Source organism: Embleya sp. NPDC059237, from assembly GCF_042754105.1.
GTDB lineage: Bacteria > Actinomycetota > Actinomycetes > Streptomycetales > Streptomycetaceae > Embleya.
Map to the genome: position 1 here is coordinate 127,059 of NZ_JBHZAE010000016.1, position 22,484 is coordinate 149,542.

The 22,484-nt window shown below is 70.7% G+C and carries 25 protein-coding genes and 1 pseudogene; 13 read left to right on the top strand and 13 right to left on the bottom strand.

The genetic code is table 11. The annotated features are described in order from the left end of the window. The first annotated feature begins 154 nt into the window (after window positions 1–154). The 4 genes from ACFXKZ_RS38115 to ACFXKZ_RS38130 all read left to right on the top strand — a co-directional run bounded on the left by ACFXKZ_RS38115 (window position 155) and on the right by ACFXKZ_RS38130 (window position 4,387). On the top strand, window positions 155–1,438 hold the full coding sequence (locus ACFXKZ_RS38115; protein ID WP_380007730.1) for a nucleotide disphospho-sugar-binding domain-containing protein: 1,284 nt from the start codon (window positions 155–157) through the stop codon (window positions 1,436–1,438). 15 nt (window positions 1,439–1,453) lie between these two features. Then, complete coding sequence (locus ACFXKZ_RS38120) at window positions 1,454–2,602, top strand: polysaccharide pyruvyl transferase family protein (RefSeq protein WP_380007733.1); 1,149 nt, start codon at window positions 1,454–1,456, stop codon at window positions 2,600–2,602. Continuing rightward, window positions 2,599–3,546, top strand: a complete 948-nt coding sequence (locus ACFXKZ_RS38125; RefSeq protein ID WP_380007736.1) for a Gfo/Idh/MocA family protein — start codon at window positions 2,599–2,601, stop codon at window positions 3,544–3,546. Before ACFXKZ_RS38120 ends, ACFXKZ_RS38125 begins: the two co-directional genes overlap by 4 nt. 121 nt (window positions 3,547–3,667) lie before the next feature. Beyond that, a complete protein-coding gene (locus ACFXKZ_RS38130) occupies window positions 3,668–4,387 on the top strand; it encodes a hypothetical protein (RefSeq protein WP_380007739.1) in 720 nt (239 codons plus the stop codon). Between the two features lie 61 nt (window positions 4,388–4,448). On the opposite strand, the gene ACFXKZ_RS38135 is transcribed toward ACFXKZ_RS38130, so the two are convergent. Then, on the bottom strand, window positions 4,449–4,982 hold the full coding sequence (locus tag ACFXKZ_RS38135) for a hypothetical protein (RefSeq protein ID WP_380007742.1): 534 nt from the start codon (window positions 4,980–4,982) through the stop codon (window positions 4,449–4,451). A gap of 170 nt (window positions 4,983–5,152) precedes the next feature. After that, window positions 5,153–5,560, bottom strand: coding sequence for a hypothetical protein (locus ACFXKZ_RS38140; protein ID WP_380007745.1), 408 nt, complete (start codon window positions 5,558–5,560; stop codon window positions 5,153–5,155). Window position 5,561: 1 nt separating this feature from the next. Here ACFXKZ_RS38140 and ACFXKZ_RS38145 point away from each other — a divergent pair, with 1 nt between their 5' ends. Further along, window positions 5,562–5,867 (top strand): hypothetical protein, encoded by a 306-nt coding sequence (locus ACFXKZ_RS38145; protein ID WP_380007748.1) that lies wholly within the window; start codon window positions 5,562–5,564, stop codon window positions 5,865–5,867. An 88-nt stretch (window positions 5,868–5,955) separates the two neighbouring features. Continuing rightward, on the top strand, window positions 5,956–6,510 hold the full coding sequence (locus ACFXKZ_RS38150) for a cysteine hydrolase family protein (protein WP_380007751.1): 555 nt from the start codon (window positions 5,956–5,958) through the stop codon (window positions 6,508–6,510). Window positions 6,511–6,546: 36 nt separating this feature from the next. Here the strand turns inward: ACFXKZ_RS38150 and ACFXKZ_RS38155 are convergent, their stop codons facing one another. Both ACFXKZ_RS38155 and ACFXKZ_RS38160 read right to left on the bottom strand, forming a co-directional pair. Beyond that, window positions 6,547–7,332, bottom strand: coding sequence for a GntR family transcriptional regulator (locus ACFXKZ_RS38155; RefSeq protein ID WP_380007754.1), 786 nt, complete (start codon window positions 7,330–7,332; stop codon window positions 6,547–6,549). Window positions 7,333–7,450: 118 nt separating this feature from the next. Continuing rightward, window positions 7,451–7,834, bottom strand: a complete 384-nt coding sequence (locus ACFXKZ_RS38160) for a VOC family protein (RefSeq protein ID WP_380007757.1) — start codon at window positions 7,832–7,834, stop codon at window positions 7,451–7,453. A gap of 87 nt (window positions 7,835–7,921) precedes the next feature. Here ACFXKZ_RS38160 and ACFXKZ_RS38165 point away from each other — a divergent pair, with 87 nt between their 5' ends. Next, window positions 7,922–10,987 carry a lantibiotic dehydratase gene (locus ACFXKZ_RS38165; protein WP_380007760.1) on the top strand — a complete coding sequence of 1,022 codons (3,066 nt, stop codon included), beginning with the start codon at window positions 7,922–7,924 and terminating at the stop codon, window positions 10,985–10,987. A 158-nt stretch (window positions 10,988–11,145) separates the two neighbouring features. Here ACFXKZ_RS38165 and ACFXKZ_RS38170 read toward each other — a convergent pair whose 3' ends face one another. The 4 genes from ACFXKZ_RS38170 to ACFXKZ_RS38185 all read right to left on the bottom strand — a co-directional run bounded on the left by ACFXKZ_RS38170 (window position 11,146) and on the right by ACFXKZ_RS38185 (window position 14,918). After that, window positions 11,146–12,369, bottom strand: coding sequence for a ricin-type beta-trefoil lectin domain protein (locus ACFXKZ_RS38170; RefSeq protein ID WP_380007763.1), 1,224 nt, complete (start codon window positions 12,367–12,369; stop codon window positions 11,146–11,148). 357 nt (window positions 12,370–12,726) lie between these two features. Then, window positions 12,727–13,224: a Clp protease N-terminal domain-containing protein gene (locus tag ACFXKZ_RS38175; RefSeq protein WP_380007766.1), complete on the bottom strand. Its 498-nt coding sequence runs from the start codon at window positions 13,222–13,224 to the stop codon at window positions 12,727–12,729. 27 nt (window positions 13,225–13,251) lie between these two features. Further along, entirely contained in the window at window positions 13,252–13,479 is a 228-nt protein-coding gene (locus ACFXKZ_RS38180) for a hypothetical protein (protein WP_078982148.1), read from the bottom strand. 59 nt (window positions 13,480–13,538) lie between these two features. Then, window positions 13,539–14,918 carry a tetratricopeptide repeat protein gene (locus tag ACFXKZ_RS38185; RefSeq protein ID WP_380007769.1) on the bottom strand — a complete coding sequence of 460 codons (1,380 nt, stop codon included), beginning with the start codon at window positions 14,916–14,918 and terminating at the stop codon, window positions 13,539–13,541. A gap of 128 nt (window positions 14,919–15,046) precedes the next feature. Here ACFXKZ_RS38185 and ACFXKZ_RS38190 point away from each other — a divergent pair, with 128 nt between their 5' ends. Both ACFXKZ_RS38190 and ACFXKZ_RS38195 read left to right on the top strand, forming a co-directional pair. Beyond that, on the top strand, window positions 15,047–16,441 hold the full coding sequence (locus tag ACFXKZ_RS38190; RefSeq protein WP_380007773.1) for a M64 family metallopeptidase: 1,395 nt from the start codon (window positions 15,047–15,049) through the stop codon (window positions 16,439–16,441). A gap of 293 nt (window positions 16,442–16,734) precedes the next feature. Then, window positions 16,735–16,932, top strand: a complete 198-nt coding sequence (locus ACFXKZ_RS38195) for a hypothetical protein (protein ID WP_380007776.1) — start codon at window positions 16,735–16,737, stop codon at window positions 16,930–16,932. A 21-nt stretch (window positions 16,933–16,953) separates the two neighbouring features. Here ACFXKZ_RS38195 and ACFXKZ_RS38200 read toward each other — a convergent pair whose 3' ends face one another. Together ACFXKZ_RS38200 and ACFXKZ_RS38205 are read right to left on the bottom strand one after the other, a co-directional pair. Then, window positions 16,954–17,211: a WhiB family transcriptional regulator gene (locus ACFXKZ_RS38200; protein ID WP_380007778.1), complete on the bottom strand. Its 258-nt coding sequence runs from the start codon at window positions 17,209–17,211 to the stop codon at window positions 16,954–16,956. A gap of 122 nt (window positions 17,212–17,333) precedes the next feature. Further along, window positions 17,334–17,975, bottom strand: a complete 642-nt coding sequence (locus ACFXKZ_RS38205) for a ScbR family autoregulator-binding transcription factor (RefSeq protein WP_380007781.1) — start codon at window positions 17,973–17,975, stop codon at window positions 17,334–17,336. A gap of 153 nt (window positions 17,976–18,128) precedes the next feature. Between ACFXKZ_RS38205 and ACFXKZ_RS38210 the strand changes: the two genes are divergently transcribed. Together ACFXKZ_RS38210 and ACFXKZ_RS38215 are read left to right on the top strand one after the other, a co-directional pair. Beyond that, window positions 18,129–19,052 carry a ScbA/BarX family gamma-butyrolactone biosynthesis protein gene (locus ACFXKZ_RS38210; RefSeq protein WP_380007784.1) on the top strand — a complete coding sequence of 308 codons (924 nt, stop codon included), beginning with the start codon at window positions 18,129–18,131 and terminating at the stop codon, window positions 19,050–19,052. 156 nt (window positions 19,053–19,208) lie between these two features. After that, on the top strand, window positions 19,209–19,910 hold the full coding sequence (locus ACFXKZ_RS38215; RefSeq protein ID WP_380007787.1) for an HAD family hydrolase: 702 nt from the start codon (window positions 19,209–19,211) through the stop codon (window positions 19,908–19,910). A 63-nt stretch (window positions 19,911–19,973) separates the two neighbouring features. Here ACFXKZ_RS38215 and ACFXKZ_RS38220 read toward each other — a convergent pair whose 3' ends face one another. Next, window positions 19,974–20,390: an ATP-binding protein gene (locus ACFXKZ_RS38220; protein WP_380007790.1), complete on the bottom strand. Its 417-nt coding sequence runs from the start codon at window positions 20,388–20,390 to the stop codon at window positions 19,974–19,976. 321 nt (window positions 20,391–20,711) lie between these two features. On the opposite strand from ACFXKZ_RS38220, the gene ACFXKZ_RS38225 reads away from it, so the two are divergent. Both ACFXKZ_RS38225 and ACFXKZ_RS38230 read left to right on the top strand, forming a co-directional pair. Continuing rightward, on the top strand, window positions 20,712–20,948 hold the full coding sequence (locus ACFXKZ_RS38225) for a DUF5988 family protein (protein ID WP_380007793.1): 237 nt from the start codon (window positions 20,712–20,714) through the stop codon (window positions 20,946–20,948). Between the two features lie 70 nt (window positions 20,949–21,018). After that, window positions 21,019–21,434, top strand: a pseudogene (locus ACFXKZ_RS38230) (pyridoxal-phosphate dependent enzyme); the annotation flags it as partial. A gap of 40 nt (window positions 21,435–21,474) precedes the next feature. On the opposite strand, the gene ACFXKZ_RS38235 reads toward ACFXKZ_RS38230, so the two are convergent. After that, window positions 21,475–21,729: a DUF6332 family protein gene (locus tag ACFXKZ_RS38235; RefSeq protein ID WP_380007796.1), complete on the bottom strand. Its 255-nt coding sequence runs from the start codon at window positions 21,727–21,729 to the stop codon at window positions 21,475–21,477. Window positions 21,730–21,771: 42 nt separating this feature from the next. Continuing rightward, window positions 21,772–22,368, bottom strand: a complete 597-nt coding sequence (locus ACFXKZ_RS38240) for a hypothetical protein (protein WP_380007799.1) — start codon at window positions 22,366–22,368, stop codon at window positions 21,772–21,774. Between the last annotated feature and the right edge of the window lie 116 nt (window positions 22,369–22,484).

Genomic DNA, 22,484 nt, shown 5'->3' on the forward strand with positions numbered 1-22,484 from the left:
GTGCCGGGGCCCGGACCGCGGCTGCATAACCCATACGGAGTAGTCGCGGCGTGGATTTGAACTCGTTCGGCCCAACGATGCGTGCAATCGCCGACGAACCCCGTGAGGCTGGACTCCGGTTCGGGGGACGGCTGCTCACAATACGGAGATCCGCATGCGCGTCGTGTTCGCGACTCTGCCCGTGAAAGCCCATCTGAATACGGTGATTCCGCTCGCGTGGGCCCTGCAGAGCGCCGGCCACGAGGTGGTGCTGACCGGCGACTGGGGCCCGGAGCGGGACTCGACGCGGTACATCGAGGCGGCCGGCCTGAACGCCGTGCCCCTGGGCGGCGAAGGCGACGTGTCCCCGGTCCGCCCGGGCGAGCACAACCAGTCCGATTTCCTGGCCATGGACCCGGACGAGCGGGACGAGGGTCGGTGGAACGGCTTCCGTGCGGCCGTGCGCTTCATGTACCGGCAGGTGTACGCGCCGGATTCCGAAGTGGGCGGACGGAGCGGCCTGCTGCGGCACCTGGTCGCGTTCACCGACTCCTGGCGGCCGGATCTCCTGCTCTGGGACGCGCTCGTGTTCCCCGCTCCGGTGGCCGCGCGGCTCTGCGGCGCCGCACATGCCCGGATCGTCTGGGGCATGGACACGATCGGCATGCTCCGGGACCGGATCCGCACTGACCTGGACGAGCGACGCGCCGCCTCGGCGCAGGACCTCGAGGATCCGTGCGCCGAGTGGTTGCGGCCGCTGCTCGATCCGTACGGCCTGGACTTCACCGAGGATTCCCTGCTGGGCCAGTGGTCCGTCGATCTGTGCCGCCCCCACCCGTACCGCGCCCGCGGCACGACCGTGCCGATGCGTCGGATCCCCTTCGGCGGAGCGGCCGAACTCTCCCCGTGGCTGCGGGAGAAGCCGTCGCGGCCCAGGGTGGTGCTCACGCTCGGGATGACCAGGGAGGAGATCCACCGGCGCACACTGGCCTTTCCGCTGCGGGACTTCCTCGACGCGGCGGCGGAACTGGACGCGGATCTGCTGACCACGATGACGGCCGACCGGATGTCCGCCCTCGGCCGGCTTCCGGAGAATGTGCGGCCCATCGGCTATGTGCCGTTCGGCCTGCTCCTGCCGAGTTGTTCGGCGATCGTGCACAACGGCGGCCGGGGGACCTTCTCCGCGGCCGCCGGTTTCCGGGTGCCGCAGGTGATCGTTCCACAGCCGATGTGGGACGAGATGGTCACCGCGCGCCAGGTGGCCGGCTACGGGGCGGGGCTCGCGCTGGACCCGGTGGAGCCGGCGGGGGCGACCGTGTGCAAGGCGCTGGTTCGGGTGCTCGACGATCCGGGCTTCCGAGCCGGTGCCCATCGGCTGTACGTCGACACGATGTCCGACCCCGCCCCGACGGACTGCGTTTCCCGACTGGAGCATCTGACCGCACTCCATCGCACCTGAGGAATCGGCCTTTTCATGCCTTTCACAAGCGACGACGAGCACCGCCCGTACTACCTCGTCTGCCCGGCGGGAATTCCCAACTACGGCGACGAACTCATCGCGAGCACCTGGCTGCGGCATCTGGCCCGGGTGGCCCCCGATGTCGACGTGGTCGTGGACTGCCTCTATCCCGAGGTGGCCGTCGGGCACCTGGGCGGCGTGCATCCGCGAGCACGTTTCACGAGCGTGCTGTGGCGGTTGTGCCTGCGCCACTGGCCCGGCGACGACCCGGCGGTGACCTGCGCGGGTGTGGCGGGTGCGGTGCGCCATCCGGCCTCCGTGCCCGAACTGGCCGACGAGATCGCGGTGTTACGCGGCGCGCTTGTGGTGCACCTGGTCGGCGGCGGCTTCCTCAACGGCATCTGGCCGGTGTTCGTCGGGCTGTTGGCGGGCATCACCGTCGCCGCCGAGACGGGCGGCGCGCGGACGGCGATGACCGGGCAGGGGTTGTGGCCGCCGGTCGACGCCGCCGGGCCGACCCGGTCGCTGATCGCACGGTTCGACATGGTCGACGTACGGGACGCGGCCTCCGCGGAGTTCGCCGGGCTCGCCGCGTCCGTCGACCACTGCGACGACATGTTCCTCGGATTCGGCCCGCACCTGCTGCGTGCGGACGAGGAGGTGCCGGAGGTCATGGTGAGCGTGCAGTCGCTGCCGGCCGAGAACGAGGGCGCGGCCGAGGCGACGGTCCGTTTCGTGGCCGAGGTCCTGCGCGCGTGGCGGGTGACGGACGTGGGCCTGCTGGAGTGCTCTCCCGACAAGGATCGGGACGTACTGGCCGTCGCCGAGACGCTGCTGCCCGGTGCCCGCCGATACTCGCTCGGCGACGTCCTGGCCCGCGGCCTGCCCGCGCGCGCCGGCCAGTGCTGGATCAGTACCCGCTTCCATCCGCACCTGGTGGCCGGCGCGGCCGGCGCACACGGCGTGGCCCTGGTGGTGCGGGACGACTATTACGACATCAAGCATCGTTCGCTGATCGACTCCGGCTCCGGCTGGCGGCTGCTCCGACCGTCGGAGATCCCCGAACGCCCCACCATCGGCGGGTACAGTGCCGAGCGGTTGTCCGAGCTGCGCACCGCCAAACTGGCCGTGGCCGAGCGCATCTACGGGCGTGGTTCCGGGTGAGGGCCACGGAACTGCTGTTGATCGGCCTGTCGAGGTTCGCCCGGCGTCGGGTGCTGCCCGCCGCCGCGTCGATGCCCGAGATCACCACGGTCGATATCGCCGGCCGGCACGCCACGCCGGACGACGTGGCCGGGATCGCGAAGCTGGGCCGGCTCCACGGCGACTGGCGCGGCGCGTTGGCCACGCGCGCACCGGGCCTGGCGTATGTGTCACTGGTCAACAGCGAACACGCCGTCGCGGTCCGGGAGGCGCTGGGGCTGGGGTGGCATGTGGTGGTCGACAAGCCGGCCCTGTCCGACGCGCGGGTGGCGGCCGAGATGGTGGAACTGGCGAGGTCGTCGTCCCTCGTGCTCGCCGAGGCGACGTGTTATTCGTTCCACCCGATGTTCTCCGTCGTCCGGAAGTCGGCCGCCGATGCCACCAAGGTGGTGGCCGTCTTCACCCCGCCGGTGCCGGCGGGGGACTTCCGCCATGATCGGGGGCGCGGCGGCGGTGCGCTCCTCGACACCGGGCCGTATCTCGCGTCGTTGGGCCGGGTGTTGTGGGATCTGGAGCCGGAGGAGGTCAGCGTGATGGTGGCCGACCGCACGGCGGACGGCCTCGACCTCTCATACAGCGCACTGGCCCGGTATGCCGAAGGAAGGACCGTCGTCGGCCACTTCGGCTTCACCAACACCTACCGCAATGCGCTGCAACTGCTGGGCAGACACGAAGTCGTCGACATCGAGCGTCCGTTCTCCATGCCACCGGAGAACGAGGCGAGGGTGACGATCCGCAAGGACAACGAGGAACGTATTCACCGAATCGCCCCCGCCGACAGCATGAGGCTCTTCCTGGACCGGGTGATCGATGCCACGTACACCGGCTCCCGGGAATTCGACGAGCCACTGCTCGGCGATGCTCGGACGCTCGACCGCCTGATCCGATCCGCGAACGACAACTGAGTCGCGGCGGCTCCGTGCCGCGCCCACGTCGGGTTTCGCCCGGTTCCGGCGCCGAACCGGAAGAGGCCCTGCGACTTGTCCCCGTCGGGAACCGTCCCTCGGGCGCCGACGTCACATCACCATGGCCGAGTCGAATGCACGACCACCCGCCACCATCCGGACGATCCTCATCATCGCCGCCGGACTGTTCGCCGTCGCCTGCATCGGAGTCGCCCTGTGGCTCATGTACGCGGATGACGGCGAGGAAAAGAACGCGATGGGAAAGCCGATCCGCTCCGTGTCCGACACACCGGTCGGCGCACCGGGCACCGCCCCCGTCACCTCGCCCGCCGCCTCCCCTGCCGTGTCCCCCGCCGAGACGGCGATCCCGCCGAACACGACGCCACCGCGGGCAACGCCCACGAGCACCCGAACCCCCGCCGTCCCCGCCGACGGACGCGTCGACACGCGCACCATCTCCTTCGCCGAGGCACGCGGCCTGCCCAAGGTGTTCGCCATCGCCGAATCGGCGGCACAGGACGCGGACATCCTGGCGGGCGTATTCGCCGGCAGCCCGAACAAGCGCCCGGCGGAACCCACCCCCGCAACGGACTTCGCCCGCAACGTCGTGGTCACCGTGACCGTCGACGCGGGCTGCCTCGACCCCGAGGGCGCCCGGCTGTTCGCGACCGGGAACCTGCTCCGGCTCGACGTACGCCTCCCCGATCGCAGCCCGCCGCCGGAATGCCTCGCCCCGTACATCCGGCTGGCCCGCTTCGAGGTGCCGCGCGCGTCGCTGCCGCAGCGTCCGGTCCTGGACGGCAAGTCGCCGGCGACACCGAACGCGGACTCCCGTCCCTGACCCTGATATCGCGCCCGGGCGCGGCGACGGCCGACGTGCCGCTCGTCGTGCCGTGCCCGGGTTACGAACGTGTCAGACCGCAGTTCCCGGCCACCCACTCGAGAACCGACTGGTAGGCCACGGCGAAGCCGCCGATGTCGTCCATCGTGCCGTGCTCGACCCGCTGGTGGAATTGGCGGTCGACGTTGTCGACGCTGCTCTTGATCGCCGCGGGTGCCTCGTTGTTCATGCGGTCCCACACCACGATCGTCTGCGCGTCGGGCAGGCCGTTGTGGAGCTTGTCGTCGGTCGCCATGGTCTTGACCGCGTCGGCGCAGAACGCCGCGTTGCCGCCCGAGCCGCCTCCTGCCGACGTCGAGGCGGAGGGCGGTCGCGCCGTCGGCACACCCGTACCCTCGCCGGAGCCGCCGGTGGTCGTGCCGCCCGAGGTGCCCGCGGACGTCGCGATGGGGACGGTGGCGCGCGGTTGCGGCGGTGTCGCCGTGGCGCCCGCGGTCTTGTGGTCCGAGGAGGACCCGCCGCACCCGGCGAGCGTCGCGACCATCAGCACACCGCTCGCCACCACGATCACCCTGGACATCCGACCGGTCGACACCGGCCCACCCCCTGTTCCGGTTCACGAACTCCCGCGCTGTCGGCGGGAATACGAAGTGCGTAGTTCACGCTAGCCGCGCGTGTTCCGCGCACACGCGCGCTTGGCGAAACCGTGGGAAAACCCGGGGCTTGCCTGCTCCCGGGCGCCGGGTCGCGGGTCGCGGGTCGCTCTCAGCGGGCCGGGTCGATCGCCCGCCGCAGGTCGCCGACGTACGTTTCGGGCTGTTCCCAGGCTGCGAAGTGGCCGCCGGCCGGGTGCGCCACGTATTCGCGGATGTTCAGGAACACCTCGGCATAGCTGCGGGGTTCCGGTTTGAGGTCGTGCGCGAACACGGACAGCACGGTCGGTGTGTCGATGCGGCCGGGCAGGGTGACCGGTTCGGCATAGGTGGCGAAAGAGGTGCCTATCGTGCCGGTGGCCCAGTAGGCGGTGACCCAGGTGAGCAATTCGTCCGGGGTGAACGCCCCCTCGTCGGAGCAGGATTCCAGTTTTTCGACGATCCACGCGGCGAGGCCGCCGGTCGAGCACTCGGTCGAGGGCGACCTCGCCACGCTCGGTTCGCGCCTCGCCGCGAGCATCGTGCAACGGTGGTTCGGTACATCCGGGGAGGATCCGCTGCTCGTCCTGCACCGCGCGTCCGGCGAACGCCCGGAGGCGGCGGAGGCGTTGGCCGCGTTCCTGGACAGGAACTTCCTGGAACCCCTGCACCGCTACCTGCGCGGCACCGGTCTGCCCGACGCGGAGGCCCACGGCCGGGCCGCGGCCATCGATGCCTTCGTCCTGGGCGTCTCCGCCCGCCGACGCATCCTGCGCTCCGAGCCGGGCGACCCGGCCGCCCTTCAGGCCTGGCCGGCCACCACCATCCAACGCCTCGCCGACGGGTGAGATCTTGTTGATATCTCAAGTCGCGGTTATTGTGATCTCAATTGGCTCATCACGGCCGCCGGATGGAGCGGCTCGACGGGAGATTGTCGTGACCACCGCACTGATCATCGGTGACCTCCAACAGGGCATCACCGGCAGTTATCCCTTCGCCAGACAAGTCCTGCCCCCGCTCACCGGGTTGCTGCCGCGGGCCCGTTCCGCCGGTGCTCTCGTGGTGTTCGTGCACTTCGCGTTCCGCGGCAACGGGGCCGATCTCCTTCCGGACAACGCGCTGTACCGGACGTTCTACGAGGCCGGGGACACCTTCCACGAGGGCACCGCCGGCACCGAGATCGCCCTGCCGATCGCCGACGAGGACGTCGTCGTGCTCAAGCGCCGCACGAGCGCGTTCGCCGGCACGGACCTCGACCTCGTCCTGCGGGCGCGCGGCGTCGACACGATCGCGATCGCCGGCGTGGCCACCGGCGCCATGGTCGCCGCCACCGCCTACGACGGGGCCGATCGCGGATACCGGGTGGCCGTGCTGCGCGACGGCTGCGCCGACGGTGATCCGGCCGTCCACGACTTCTTCATGGACACCGTCTTCCCCAGCCGCGGCTTCACGGTGACACCCTGCGCCAACTGGCATCCGGAACCGGCCTGAGCATTCGGCCACGCAGGCTGTGTCGTCGAGTCCTGGCTAGGCCGGCGGCAGTGGCGACGTGGGCATCTCGATGGGGGCCTTGTTGACGGAGGCGCTTCGGGCCAGGACCTGGAGCACGTCGCGGTGTACGCGCTCGCATCGGCTGCGCATCGCCTCGTGGGTGCCGGCCACGTCCCGCGCGCGCAGCCCTTCGAAGACGGCCGCCAGTTCTCCGGGCGGGCTCGCGGCGTCGGGGGCGATCAGCGCGGCCATCCGCAGGACCCGTTCCAGTTCGTCGAGTACGTCGACGATCGCCTTGGCCAGCCGGGTGTTGCCGCCGGAGTTGGCGATGATGGCCTCGAATTCGATCGAGGCCCGCAGTGCCTCCTCCTGTCCCAACTCGCCCGCCGCGAGCGCGAAATGCACCCGGGACAACACTTCGAGCCGCTCCAGTGCGGGCCCGTCGACACCTCGGCGTGCCGCCGCGGACGCGGCTTCGCCGGACAGCAGCGTGCGCAATCCGCAGAGGTCGTCGGTGTCCTGAAGCGTGATGGGCCTGACGACATAACCCGCGCGCGGCAGGGCCGCCACGAGCCCGTCGCGCCGCAATCGGGCCAGCGCCTCGCGCACCGGCGTCTTGCTGATGTCCCACTGCCGCGCGAGCGAGGTCTCGGTGAAGCTGCTACCGGGCGACAGCGTCAGATCGATGAGCTGGCGTCTGATCGCCCGGTAGGCCTGGTTCGTGCGATCGAGGCCGGCATCCTCCGCGCCGACCAACAGCAATGCGGGGATATGCGGCATTCCCGTGATCACCGAATCGTCTTCACGAGCATCTTTACGCACCTCGCCAGCATACCACCGGACCGAATTGATACAGCAATTTGTTCCGCTGCGTGATCTCCCGCATATGGATAAAGGAATCCCGTCCGTATTCCGACAGGGTAATGGGCCGGCGGATTCGTCAGGTATCCATCGCGGCTCGTTCGGCCGCGCTGCGCAGCACACAGAATTCGTTGCCCTCGGGATCGACGAGGATCACCCAGCCCGAGCCGTCCGGATTCCGGTGGTCGGCGAACAAGCCGGCCCCCAGGCCGAGCAGTCGCTCCACCTCTTCGTCGCGCGAGGTCTCGGGGCGCAGACACAGATGCACCCGGTTCTTGACCGTCTTGGCCTCGGGTACCTGGTTGAAGTACAACACCGGCCCTTCCGCGAGTTGCACCTCGGTTTCCCGCGCGCCCGGTTTGTCCTCCGGATGCAGCGGACGGCCGGTCACCCCACTCCAGAACCGGGCCAACTCGTAGGCATCCGCACAGTCGATCGCCACATTCTGCAATACCGAGACCATGGGCGTGATTCTTCCCGATCCTCGCGCCGAACACCCGGGTAGGCAGTAGTCGATCAGTGGTGTTTCGGCTCACCCTCGGAGGATCGTGTGTCGGACGGGACGCAGCTCTACCGCAGCACCGGGGTCGCGCTGCTGCGGGCGGCGGTGACGCCGCTGGGCGAGATCCCCACGCGGTGGCCCGACCTGGACGAAGTACCCGACTGTGTGGCGTGGTTGCGGCGGACGTGGTCGCGGCCCGGGCTCGCCGCCGGCATCACCGCGGCCGGCCCGACTCTCGCGCGCCGGGTCGAGGCGCTGATCGCCGGCACCGACGACGGTGACCCCAAGCGAGTGCGCCGGGCGACCGCCGCCGTGGTCCGCTATGTGCTGCGCAGCGCCGGACGCCCCACGCCCTTCGGCCTGTTCGCCGGTGTCGCACCGTTGACCGTGGGCTCGCACACGTGGGTCGACTGGGGGACCGAGCATCGGCCGATGGCCCGGGTCGACACCGAATGGCTATGCGACATCGTCGACCGGCTGGAGGCGTGCCCGGAGCTGTTGGCCCGCGTGGACGTGGTCTTCAGCCGGCCGGTCATCGAGCGGGGCGACCGGTTGGAACTGGCGAACGGCCCGTTCCGGGTGAGCGTGCGCCGTACCCGGGCCGTGCTCGCGGCGCGGGAGGCGGCGGCTTCACCGGTGCGCTTCGGTGCGCTCGTCGATGCCGTGGCCGAGGTGTTCTCCCGGGTCGACCGCGCCCGGATCGAGGCCCTGTCGGCCGATCTCCTGCGGCGCGGCTTCCTGATCAGCGCGTTGCGCGCGCCGATGACCGTCACCGATCCGCTCGCGCGACTCGTGGACGAACTCCGGCGGGTGCACGCGGACGCGGTGCCCGCGGTCGCCCCGCTGGTGGTCGGGTTGCGGCTGGTGGCCGAGCGGGTGCGCCGACACAACGAGGCGTCGCTCGCCGACCGTGCCGCGCTGCGGGCCGATCTGGGTGTGCGGATGCGGACGTTGTCCGATGCGGGCCGTACCGCGCTCGGCGTGGATACGCGGCTCGACTGCCGGGTCGCCGTTCCCCATGCGGTGGCGTGGGAGATGGAGCGGGCCGCGAGCGCGTTGTTGCGTACGACGCGTCGGCCGGCGGGCGAGTCCGCGTGGCGGGCCTACCATGCCGCGTTCGTCGACCGGTACGGCGTCGGGGCGGCGGTGCCCCTGGACGACGTCGTCGACCCGGACACCGGGCTCGGTTATCCCGCCGGCTACCCCACCGCCGCCACGGAGGTCGCGCCGGCCGAGACGGCGACGCCGCGCGACGACCGTCTGCTCGCGATGGCGTGGGAGGCCATGGCGGACGGGGTCGGCGTCGGCGAGGTCGTGTTGACCGACGCGGACATTCGTACCCTGGCCGACGGCACGGGCTTCGACGAGTGGCGCATACCTCCGCACCTCGAACTGTCCGCGCGCGTACACGCGCACAGCGTCCGGGCGTTGGATCGTGGAGAGTTCACCCTCGTGGTCGCGCCGGCGGGCATGGCCGGGACGATCACCTCGCGGTTCACCCCGACGGCGAGCGGTTCGGGCCTGGAAGACGTGTACCGCACGCTGCCGCCCGCGACCGAGGGCGCGTTGCGGGTGCAGTTGGCCACCCCACCGGTGTACGCCCATGCGCAGAACGTCGGCCGTGTCCCCGGCTATCTGCCCCATGTGCTCTCCCTGGGCGAACACCGTGGCCTCGACGACCCGCACATCGCGGTGGATGTGCGGGACTTCGCCGTGCTGGCCACCTCGACCGGCCTGCACCTGGTCGACCGCTCACGGCATGTCGTCGTGGAGCCACAGGTGTTCCATGCCCTCGCCCTGCACCGACAGGTGTCCCCGCTCGCCCGATTCGTCGCCCGGCTGCCGCGTGCGTTGGGGGCCCAGTGGTACGAGTTCGACTGGGGGCCGCGGGCGCAACTCCTGCCCTGGCTACCGAGGGTGCGGTACGGACGCTCGGTGCTCTCCCCCGGGCGATGGCGGCTGACCGGGGACGACCTGCCGGCCGCGAGCGCCGACGGGAACTCGTGGCGACTCGCCCTGAAGGTCTGGCGCACCCGTTGGAAGTGCCCGGACACCGTCGAGTTGCGCGACGCCACCGACCGCACCCTGCGCCTGTCCCTGGACGAGCCCGCGCACGCCGAACTGTTGCGCGGCCACCTGGCAAAGCGCGGGCACGCGATCGTGCACGAGGCCGCGTCGGCCGCCGAGTTCGGGTGGATCGGCGGTCATGTCCACGAGATCGCCCTCCCCCTGGTCGCCCGCCGACCGCCCGCGCCCTCGCCGTTGATCGGCCTGCCGGGGCTCGCGACCGACCCGGTGTGTGGCGCGGCGCCCGGATCGGCGAGCGAGGAGTGGGTGTACGCGAAGATCCACGCGCACCCCGAGCGCTTCGACGAGATCATCGCCCACCGCCTGCCCGAACTCGCGGCCACCCTGGACCGGGACCGCGCCCGGTGGTTCGTACGCCACCGCGGCACCCACGAGCGGGACCATCTCCGGCTGTACATCCACACCCCGGACCCGCACGACCGGGCCGCGGTGATGGCAGCAATCGAGCAATGGACGCGGGACTTGCGCGCCGGGCGGGCCGCGTCGCATCTCGTGCTGGACACCTACCGGCCCGAAGTCGGCCGCTACGGCGCCGGAGCGGCCATGGCGGCGGCCGAGCGGGTCTTCGCCGCCGACTCGCGCACGGTGGCCACGTGGCTCGCGCACGCGCCCACGATCGACCTCGCGCCCGTCGCGTGGGCCGCGTTGTCGATGGTGGGCATCGCCTGCGCCTTCCACGGCGACCCCGGCGAGGGCATGCGGCGCCTGGCCGCGCAAGCGATCGGCGCGGCGCCGCAGGTGGAGCGGGCGATCGCGGACACCGTCCCGGCCCGGATCACCGCCGACGGCGTCGATCTTGCCTGCCTGCCACCGGAGTTGACCGCAGCCTGGGCAGCCCGCGCACACGCCCTGGCCGCCTACCGCGAGCTGCTGCCCATCGATACCGACACCGACGCCATCCTGGACGCGCTCCTGTGCCTGCACCACAACCGCGCCTTGGGCATCGATCCGACCGGGGAACGAACCTGCCGACGCCTCGCCCGCCAGGCCGCCTTGGCCTTCCGGGCTCGCCCGGCCGGCCCCTGAGCCGACCGGCGCGTGCGCATCCGGACGCCGAAGCGGCCGGTGCCCGGTCGCCGACCGACGAAGTCCCGTGCCCGCCGCGCCCGGACGTGGTCCGGACGCGCGACGGCCCGGGTCGGTGGATCCGACCCGGACCGCCTCGTTCGTGCCACGTCACCCGACTACTTGGGGACGTTCCAGAGTTGCCCCTTGCCCGTGTTGGCGGAATGGAGTTGCACCACGGTGCTGTTCGCGGTGCTTCCGCCCTTCACGTCCAGGACCTTGCCGCTCGCCACGTGCACGATGCGGCCCTTGGCGTCGAGCCGCCACTTCTGCGCGGCACTGCCGTTGCAGTCGTACAGCGAGATCTTGGTGCCGTCGGCGAACGCGTTGCGCGCGTCGTCCAGGCACTTGCCCATCGAGCGCAGCGTGCCGTCCGGGTACAGGATCCAGGACTGGCCCGGGCCGGTGTTGCAGGTGTAGATCTGGATCTGGGTGCTGTTGGCCGGCTTGCCGCCCTTGACGTCCAGGCACTTCCCGGCGATTCCGGTGATCCTGCCCTGCGGGGGCACCGGAGCACCGGCCGCGGCGGCCAGCGTGCGGAGCCCCTGGACGTCGAACTGCTGCACGTACTGGCCGGCTCGGGAGTCCGGGTAGGCGTTCAGAAGCGTGCACATGACCGGGTTCTCACCCGAGTCGGTGCCCTTGGCGCACTTCCCGGGCGCGTCGTCGGCGTGCGCCAGACCCAGGGTGTGGCCCAGTTCGTGGCTGACGTGGTTCCGCATGCCGACCTCGCCGAAGCGCGCGGTGGGCTTGCCGTCGGCGGTGAAGAAGGACGTGTTGATGTACGCGTGCCCGCTGGTGACCGTGTCCGGAGTGCTGCGCGAGTGGAACCCGCAACTCCACCCCGGCGTCCCGGATCCGTCCATGACGACCTTCCACGGACTGCCGTCGGTGGTCGTCACACACGGGTTCAGGAACGCGCCGATCACGATCTCGCCCTTGGGACGGACGTAGTCGTGACCGACCGGCTTGGTGTCGACCGTGATCGGCAGCGCCGTCTCGTGCTGGATCTCGGCGGCGGAGCGTTTGACATACGGCGCCAGCCAGTCGACCGACTTCTGATCGTAGAACTTGATCGTGTAGCCGGTCGACAGCAGCTTCGCCGCGCCGGCCGACTTCCACCCGAGCCCGGACGGCGCGGCCGCGGCGGCGGCGACGGCCGTACGCTGCCGAGCGGGAGCGAGCGGCGGAATCGTCATCCGGCCATTGACGAACGTGGTGCCGTCGACATCCGACCAGCCGGAGTCGGGCGCCTCGACCCCGTCCAGCGCCTGCTGAACCGGCACCGGATCCGGTTGGGCATCGCCGTCCTGGTCGCCGAACGCCGCGCCCGAAAGTTGCAATCCACCGACGATCGCAGCGGTCGCCGCGAATGCGGCGACCAACGATATTCGGCGCTTCCCCGTGACTTTCAAATCCCGTAACCCTTCGTTCAAGGCCGTGAACGCACCTTTCGGCACCGGCCGAAAAACACCGTACAGGTCACCGGTCGAAACAATTTTCGCCCCCGCTCCCCCCGCGCAACCCGACCCCTCTTCGCGCAATCGGGACAGGGTTCGGAGCGCGAGAACGGGTCGGGTGGAGAAGTCCGCGTACATGTCCTCGCCTTCCGAGCCATGGACGAACTCGGCGGCAAAAAAGGGTTTCCGGTTCATCCGGGGCCCGACAGCGCCCGCGCCGGAGTTGCTCGGGGTGGCCGGCTACCGGGTGCGGATGGCTGCGTGGGCGGCTTCGATCAGGGTTTGGGGGGCGATGTCGAGGGTGCGCAGCGCGCGGGCGGCCGTGCCGTGTTCGAGTTCGGCCACCGCGATCAGGACGTGGGCCGTGCGCAGGTTTTTGGGGCGGTCGGCCTTGGCCAGGGCCGTCGCGCGTTGGAATACCTCGTTCGCGGTGCCGGAGGCTCGGTACGGTCCGCGTGGGGCGGGGGCGGGCGTGGGGGCGGGGATCGTGTCGGTGGCGATGCCCACCGAGCGCAGCGCGGCGGCGTGGGATTCGGCCAGGGCGCGGCGGACGTCCTCGACGGTGGCGCCGGATGCGGCCAACGCGGTACGGGCGGAGTCGTCGGGGAGCGTGAGGGCGGCCAGGAGCAGGTGCTCGGGGCCGGGTGTTTCCTCGCCCAGCGCGCGAGCCTGCTCCTCGGCGCCGGTGAGGAGACGCTTCATCATGCCCATGTCGTGTATCGCGGTGCGGATGCCCACGGTGGATCTCCTTGCCGGGCCGGTGGATCACCGGTCCTGGGGTGGTGGCGTTCGCCGGGAGGGTGACAGTCGTTTGTGGGCGGCCTGGGCGCTCATGCCCAGGGCCTGGCCGATGTGGTTCCAGGTCCAGCCCTGGGCGAGGGCGTGGTCCACCGCCGCCCGCTCCAGCGCCGCGGCGAGGCCGCGCAGTGCGACCACGGCCGCGAACGCGTCCTCGGGTTGCTCGGGCGAGGGAACGTCCTTGGCGTCGATCACACATCAACTTTAGTTGATGGATCGTCGAGCCGTCAACAAAAGTTGATGGGGTTCGGAGGTCAGAGCACGAACGGGTACGCCGGCGCCGACCCGTCCCCCGCATCCCCGTACGGTGCCGGCCGGCCGAGGGCCGGTCCGAGTGTCGTGGTGCCCGGGGTCGCCCGGTTGCGCAGGCCCGTGCGGTAGGCGTCCATCGCGGCTTCGGTGCGGCCCATGCGGCGCAGCAGGTCGCCCAGGAGCATGCACAGGTCGGCCAAGTCCCCCGCCGCGCCGCTGCGTTCGAGGAAGCCGAGCGCGCCGACGTAGTGCTCCTCGGCGCGTTCCGGCTCGCCCCGCTCCTCGGCCATCAACCCGAGCAGTCGATGGGCGCCCGCCGCGTGCACCGCACCGCGAGTGTCGTCGAGATCGAGCACGCCCGACAACAGCTCCCGCGCCTCCTCGTGCCTGCCGAGGCGGCGCAGTACGTCGGCCAGTTCCACCTCGACCTGGGCGGTGAACAGTCGGGCGTGCCGGGCCACCAGCATCTCGCGCGCGGTGCGCAGTTCGGCCTCGGCGGCGTCGAGCGCGTCGTGCTGGGCGTGGACGTAGCCGCGCATCCAGTGGCAGTGGGCGAGTTCGGTCCGCAGCTGCAGTTGCCGGTACAGCTCCTGCGCCTTGGCCAGCGAGGCGTCCGCGTCGGCGATGCGGCCCTCCGCGAGCAGCGTGCGGGCGACGCTGCGGTGCATCCCGGCCACCAGGGCGGGATCGGAGACCCGGGGCGCCAGCGCGAGGGCGACCTCGGCGGCGTGCGCGGCGCGGACGTACGCCCCCATGTCCATGTAGGGCGCGATGGATGCGGCGTGCAGCAGGACGAGCGCGTCGGGGTCGTGCAGGTCATCGGCGGCGAGTTCGGCCAAGGCGGTCTCCAACACGTAGCACGCGTAGCGGAGTTCTCCGGCCAGGAAGTGGGCCACGGCCCGGCCGCGGATCGCGCGGGCCCGGCGCGGCGCGGGTTCGCCGGCGAGTTGCCGCTCGGCCGCCTCGAAGTGGGCGCGCGCCCGCGCCGGTTCCCCGGTCACCAGCGCGCACTCACCGAGTCCGATCCGGGCGGTGGCCTGCTCGGCCGGCAGCGCCAGCCGCTCGGCCTCGGCGAGCAGTTCCCCGTAGCGCAGGGCGGCCTGCTCGGGGGTGCCGGTGGCGAGCAGGCGCTGCGCGTCGGTGAGCGCGAGGCGCAGTTCCGTGGCGAGATGGGCGGGGTGACCCGTGGTCAGCTCCTCGTACGTGGTGCCGAGTTGCCCCGCGAGGAAGCGCAGGGCGGCCTCCGAAGGACGAGCCTTGCCCGATTCCAGGGTGGAGATGTGGGCCGCGGTGTACCTCGGCTCGGCGAGCTGACGTTGTGTCAACCCCAGTTGGTTGCGCATGCGTTGGATGCGTCTTCCGATCGCGGCCGGCTCGTCCATCGAGTACCCCCTGCGGTTGTTCCTCGCCCCGAGGCATTGTGCGGCAACGCCCCGACGTTTAGCTTAAGTTCGGACTTGGATTCACTGAAGTCCGGATCTATCTCCCCTCGCGTGCCAAGGAGAATCCCTTGCGCAGATCGAGTACATCCCTTCGCACATCCATGCCGGCGGCCGCCGCGGCCGTCGCTTTCGTGTGCGCCGTCGTCACCGCCCCGGGTGCGGCCGCCGGTGCCGCCGCGGGCACACCGACCGCCGACCGGGTCCAAGTCGAGATCCCCGGCCCCGAAACCGCGGGACCCACCGCGCTCGCGCAACCACACACCGAGGCGGGCTCCGGGTACACCTGGGTCTCCCGGCGGGGCAGGGACGGATCGCCACCGGGCGCCCTCTCCTCCGAAACCGCGCCGGGCGACGGCACGGTCACCAAGGTCGTCGACAACGGCCCCACCGCGAACCGCCTCGACATCGTCTTCGTCGGCGACGGCTACACCGCGGGCGAACTCGCGCAATTCCACACGGACGTCAGGGAGCGCTGGGCGGAGATCGTGGCCGTCGAGCCGTACACCACGTACGCCGACCTCTTCAACGTCTGGGCGGTGGACGCGGTCTCCCGCCAGTCCGGAGTGTCCGGCGATCCGTCCCGGGACGTGGTCCGGGACACGGCACTCGGATCCTACTTCTGGTGCGAGAACACCGAACGGCTGCTGTGCGTCGACGAGGCCAAGGTCGACGCGTACGTCGACAACGCCCCCGCCGTCGACCTGGTGATGGTGCTCGCCAACAGCGCCAAGTACGGCGGCGCCGGCTACAACACGCCCAGTCCGACGCTCGGTTACGAGGGCATCGCCACCTCCTCCGCGCACAACGCCCAGTCTGGCCAGGTCGCCATCCACGAGACGGGGCACTCGCTCGGCAAGCTCGCCGACGAGTACTTCTATCCCGGCGTCCCCGGCTACGAGCACTACACCGGGCCCGAACCGGGCGAGTCCAACATCACCGAACTGTCCGCCGCGCGAATGCGGAGCACCCACGCCAAGTGGTACCGCTGGCTGGGCCAGGCCTCACCGGACGGCGGCACGGTCGGCGCGTACACGGGCGGCGGCTACTACGTGACCGGCCTGAACCGGCCGACGGACGGCTCCCTGATGCGCTTCACCGGCAAGCCCTTCAATCTGCCCGGTGTCGAGGCGATGATCGCCGGTTTCCACCGACACGCGTCCGCGGCATACGCCCTCACCCCGACGGCGCGGACGTTGCGAGCCGGGGACAGCGCGCGCATCGCCCTGGCCCGGCCCACCGGCCCGGCCGCGCGGCCGCTTCGGGTGCGGTGGTACCTCGACGACAAGCCGCTGAAGCCACCGGCGCGGGAGGATACGATGCAGGTCTCGGAACTGCGCCTCGACCCGCGTCGCCCGGGGCCGCACCGGTTGACCGTGGTGGTCGTCGACCCGACCGACTCGGTCCGTGACCCCGCCATCGCCGAGATCCTGCGCACGAGTCTGACCTGGACCATCCGGGCCTGACCATCCCGGCCCGACCATCGGGCTCCGACCCGGACCGTCCGAATCCGGCCCGGATCATCCGGACCGACCGCACGAACCACCGGCAGCACGGCGACCCCGGCGCGCCCCTCGCGCCGGGGTCGCGCCGTCTCGTCCGGCCCCTCGGGAGCCGATCGCCCCATCGTGACCGCTCCGCCACGACTGTGGGAGCCGGGTTGTATCCGCTTTCGCGTACTCCGCCTCGGATAATGTTTGCCGTACCGAGGTCGGAACCTGTCGGACGATCCTCGTGCCCGTCCGGGAGGGAAACCGCGATGCCGACCACTCGCCACGAGGAACTGCGGGCTGCGATCGTGCAGGCCCGCGAGGCGCTCACCGCGCACCCGGACGCCGCGACCTCCCCGGCCCTGGCGGCCCTGATCGCCGCCGCGGAACCGTTCGCCAACTTCACCCAGGCGGTACCGCCGCCGACGACGCGGCAGTTCAAGGCACGCCTACAGCGGGAACCGTGACCGTCGACGCGGGATCCCGGCTCAGGCCGCGTGGCGGTTGTGGTGCCTTCGGGTGTCTCTTCTGCGCTGCGCGCGGCGTTCGTCCTCGCTGAGGCCGCCCCACACACCGCTCTCCTGTTTGGTCGCCATCGCCCAGGAGAGGCAACGATCGATTACGGGGCACCGTCGACAGACGGATTTCGCCTGGTCGATCTGCTCTCTGGCCGGGCCGGAGTTGCCGACCGGGAAGAACAGTTCGGGGTCTTCGTGCGTACAGGCAGCGGCGGATCGCCAGTCCATGTCTTCCTTTCCGGCCGCGCCCAGGGGGCGCGGCCCCGCGGTTCGGGTTCTCGGCCCTGCTGCCCGGGATACCTCCACCCAACCGGCCGAGTCGGCGAAACCCGGAGCAAGTTCGCCGATCCTCACGCCCGCACCTCGTCGACGGCCGGCAGGGCGAGCCGCAACGTGTCCTCCGCCGCGCCCGGATCTGCCAGCAGGGCCGGGAGGAGCAGCCGCCACAGGTCGGCGAGGTCGTTCTCGATGTCGGCCCGGCCGGAGAGCGCGTCGGAGACCGTATGCAGGCCGAAGAACGCATGGATGATCGATTTCGCCGCCCCGGCGGTCTCGATCCGCTCCGCGAGTTCGCCCTCCTCCCGCGCCCGCTCCAGCAGGGCTCGCACGGCGGCGATCCAGCCCACGAACGGCGCGGGCAGCGTCGCGTCGATCCCGTACCGCTCGCTCCACAACCGCGCACCACCGCGCACGAGCGGATCGTCCCGAAACGCCCGGGCCACGTCGAAGCTCAACCGCACCAGGCCCACCACCGCCGGCACGCCGGTCCCGGTGTGTCGTTCGATCAACACCGGCCACGTGGCGAAGTGTGCCTCGACGACCGCGCGGGCCAGGGCGTCCTTGTTCGAGAAGTGGAAATAGATGGCCCCGCTGGTGAGTCCCGACGCGTTGCCGATGTCGCTGATGCTGGTACCCGCGAAACCTCGCTCGTGGAACAGACATGCCGCGGTCTCCAGAAGAGACCGGCGAGTCGCCCCTGCCCGTGCCTGCACGTGCCACCTACCTCCAACTCGAACGCCCGGGTGGGAATCGTCTGCCCTCGGGCCGCGCCGGCGGGCCGGATCGCCGGGCCACGCGCGCCGTCACCCGACGGGTGGAGCGGAGACGACATGCACCTTCCCGGCACCTGGGTTCTGCTTGTATTCATGGTTGCTTTTGGCGGCGACACGGCGTCCTCGCGCTCGTCGGCGAGGCTCCTGAGCTGGTCGCGCACGGTGGAACGGGAATCGGTCCATCGAGTGTCGGTGGCCGAGGTGCTGCTCACCGACGTGGTCCGGGTCGCGGGCACGACCTTCCTGGCCGCCGCCCAGTGGCCCTGCTCGCATCCCACGTTTCGCCCCGCCGACGACGGTGGCCATAGTCGGCTGATGGTCCTGGAAACCCTCCGTCAGCTCGGAATCTTCATTCCGGCGCAGTTCTATGCGGTGCCTCCGGAGGCACACTTCCTGATCAAGGACCTTTTCTACGGTGTCGACGCCTCGGCGGAGCCACGTTCGACGAGTGGCGCAAGCGATATCACCTGTTTGGCGCAGGTCGACGACTTCCGCTCCACGCGCGACGGCCGCGGATTGTGGGGGGCACGGCTGCGAGTACGGCTGTCGGTCGGCGACACGACCTTCGCCCGCGCGGGGGGCAACGCACGTTTTCTGAACCCCGACACGTACGCGGCGCTGCGCCGGGGCGCTGCGGGGGCACGCCCGGCGGCTTCGCGTGTACGGCCGACGCCGGAGGCGGTGGACGCGACGCTGCCCCGGGACGTGTTGGTCGCCGAATCCGACGGCGGTGTCCTGGAGGTGGATCCGGCCGATCGGCTGCATCCGTTCTTCTTCGATCACCCCTGCGACCACGTGCCCGGGATGGTGCTCGTCGAGGCCGCCCGGCAGGCGATCGCGCTGGTGAGCGACGGCGAACTGCTTCGGCCGACGGCATTTCGCCTGCGTACCCCCCTGTTCACCGAGTTCGACCCGCCCGCGCGGATCGAGTGCACGCTGCACCACGGTCGACAGGCCTCGTTCCGCTTCCGGCAGGGCGGGGCGTACACGGCCCTGGGGGCGGCGCGCTACCGCTGACCCCGACGTCGACACGCAGACAATCCGCTGTTGTTTGAATACGGACCGTATTCGACCTAGCGTAATGATCGTTATGTTTCGGGGCAAATCCCGTCCGCCGACGCCTCGGGCGGGATGTCGCCCCGGATCCACATCTCTCGATCGGATGGCTCACCGATGGCAGGAAACTCCCTTCTCTCCTGGACTCCCGCGGCAATCGTCTTCGATTGCGACGGCACGCTGATGGACAGCGAGTGTCACTGGGAAGAGGCACGCGAACTCGTGCTGCGCGGATACGGCATGGACACCCCGGACGACTTCGGCGAACGCACGAAGGGCCTGCATTTCACCGAATGTGGACGGGTCATGACCGAGGTGATCGGGCTGTCCGCCGGCCAGGCCGACCAGGTGACGGCGCAACTTCTGGACCACTTCCGGAAGTTGGTCGCCGCCGCCCCCGTGACCATTCCGGGCGCGGGTGAACTGGTACGTCTGGCGGCCGGCTTCGCGCCGTTGGCGGTGGCGAGCAATTGCCCGCGCGACGTCGTGGAGTCGGGGCTGGCGCAGGCCGGGTTGCTTCCGTACTTCACCGACATCGTGGTCCCGGACGCGACGTTGCGTCCCAAGCCCGACCCGGACGTCTATCTCGCGGCGGCGCGGGCCTGCGGCGCGCCGCCGTCCGTGTGCCTTGCGGTCGAGGACTCCTACTGCGGCATCCTGTCCGCCTCGCGCGCGGGCCTGCGAGTCCTGGGCGTGGGGGCCGCCCCGCGCGACGAGGAGCTGGCCCTCGTCGACATGTGGGTGCCCACGTTGGCCGACGCGGCCCTTGTCGCCTGGGCCGAGTCGCGCGAGCCGGTGGGCGCCTGCGTACGCATCTGAGCACGGCCCGATCGTCTCCCTCCGCGACCGCTCGCACGGTGGTCGCGGAGGGCCGGCGGTGGTTCATCCGTCGTGCGCAGAGGTGCCAGGTGGGTGAAAGCAGGCCGTGATGGCCTTGCCGTGCGGGGTGGGGTGGGTGTGCCATTCGTCGGCGATCGCGTCGACGATGGCCAGGCCCCGACCCGAGGTGGCGAGACTCTCGGGGCCGCGCGGGGCCGGCAGTCCGGGGCCCGTGTCGGCGACGTAGACGTTCAGGCAGCGGCTGTCCCAGGCCAGGACCAGTCGGGCCGTGCTGTGCGCGTGGACGTGGGCGTTGGTGATCAATTCCGAGACCGTGAGGAGGATGTCGTCCACCGTCTCCGGGGCGTCCGCCGTCCATGGCAGGCAGGCCAGCCGCTCCCGGGCCCAGCGCCGACCCGCCTCCACACCGCCGCCGATCGGAAAGGAGTGTGCCCACCCGACCGCTCGCAGGTCCGCCATGTCATGCTCCTCTCGCCGGGTCGCCGTCGACCGGACGTCTGCCCCATGCGGCCGCACTCACGCCGCCTCGGGAATCACTGTCGCGCACGCCGGTGTTCGCGGCGTACACGCTCTCTCGTGGGACGCGCAAGGGCGTGGAAGAAGTGATCGAAGGCATGGCGGCGTTCTCCCGGCCGCCCGCGCGCCCACGATGCCTTCGTGCGCCCTGTGCCGGACACCCGCGGTGATGTTGTGCTTGCGGGGCGAGCAACTCCCGGTCGGTCTCGCCGTGCGGCCTTGCGCGGTGACGGGTGATGCGAGGTGGAAGATGCGAGGTGGACGATGACCAGTGGCGCGATTCCCACCCATCCGGGCGACGAGGTGCGGGTGGCTCTGACGGGTGGGATCCCCGAGATGCCGGCGGTCTTGGTGGTAAACGGACCGGGCATACCCGAAAAGGTGTCCGTGGCCTTCCGCAACGGGCGGGAACATTACGAATACACCGGTGGCGCGGTGGAGTTGGACGGCGCGCACCTACCGCTCTACCGCTGGAGCTATTCCACACGCATCGCCGAATAGCCGCCGGGCGCATGGCACGACGGGCAAACGCCCAACGTCTGCCCGTCGCACGGCACTACGCTGTCGTCCCGTGCAAGGGACGCGGCTCGACACGGCTCGGATCCGGGCGGCTCGGCGGGTGATCGACCCGGTTTTTCTCGACACTCCGCTGTACCGCTGCGATGCGCTCGAACCCGGCCTCGGGTGTGCGGTGAGCATCAAGCTCGAAACGGCGAACCCGATCCGCAGCTTCGAGGGCCGAGGCGCCGAACCGGTCACGAGCCGCCTCGCCGACGCGGGCGCACGTGCGGCGGTATGCGCGAGCGCGGGCAACCTCGGCCAGGCCCTCGCCTGGTCCGCGCGCCGCCGAGGGCTCGACGTCACCGTCGTGGCCTCCCGCTCCGCGCCCTCGGCACCGAGTTGGAACCGGTGGACGGCGACTTCGACGCGGCACGCGAGCGGACAACGGCCGTAGCGCGGCACCCCGGCATCCGCCTGGTCGAGGACATTTCTCCGGCGGGCCTCGATCCGCGGGGCTGCGTGCGGGTCAGCGTCCCTGGTGCCGACGTGCGTCGAAGTGGACCAGTACCCGTACCACGCGCCATAGCCCGGCCGCGCCGCCCGTGACGGCTCCCATGGCGGTCAGGACGTTTCTCGCGGGCCCGGAGACACCGGCGATCAGCGTCGGCAGCAACACGGCGCCGAATACGATCGCAGCCACCACGACGGCCGTCACCACGGCGAACACGATCTCCACCGTCATCGCGTCCTTCTCCCAGCGCGATTCCCGCCCCATGTCCACGCCCGAAGTCTGACACGGGCACGGGTACGGGTGCCCTGGGCGTCAGGACAGGAAGCCCGTGATACCGCGGCTCGGGTGGGTGCGGGATTCGTGGAGCCAGGTGCCTATTTCTTCGACTGCCTCGCGGAGGTCGCCGTCCAGGGTGGCGAGTTGTTCCTCGGTGACGGCCTCGTACTGGGACAGGGCGGTGGCGCAGGCATCCGGCGTCCAGACGCCGTGGCCGGGGAGGTCGGCGTTCGGGAGCGGCTCGGGCAGGCCGTAGCCGAATTCGGACACCGTGACGGCCTCGATGCCGAGGGACTTCAGGGCCTCGTCCACGTGCCCCAGCCACGCGAACTTGAAGGGCGAGAAGCTGTTGCCCCACAACCGGCGCCCGTGGAAGGCACAGATCATCCGGTACGCGTACCCGTACTGGAAGGCGTGCCGCTCCTCGAACGGACCGCCTTCCACAACCGCCGTCAGCGCCTCGTATCGCGTCGGCGCACCGTTTTCGATCTCGTGCGCGAAGTATTCGTCGTCCTGCGACATCTCCTGCTTGAACCGCCCACCGATCGCGCGACGAACCCGCACATCACCGGATCCCACCACGGCACGCGGGAGTTCGGGGTCGACCAGGAACAACGACAGCGAAAGACTCATACGGCCAACCTATCCGCACCGGCCGACACGCCCCGTCGAGGGCTGCACAAACCCCGAGACGGCCCGAGGCGGCCCGACGCGGCTGATCCGAAAGTATGAATTCCCGACCGGGGCAA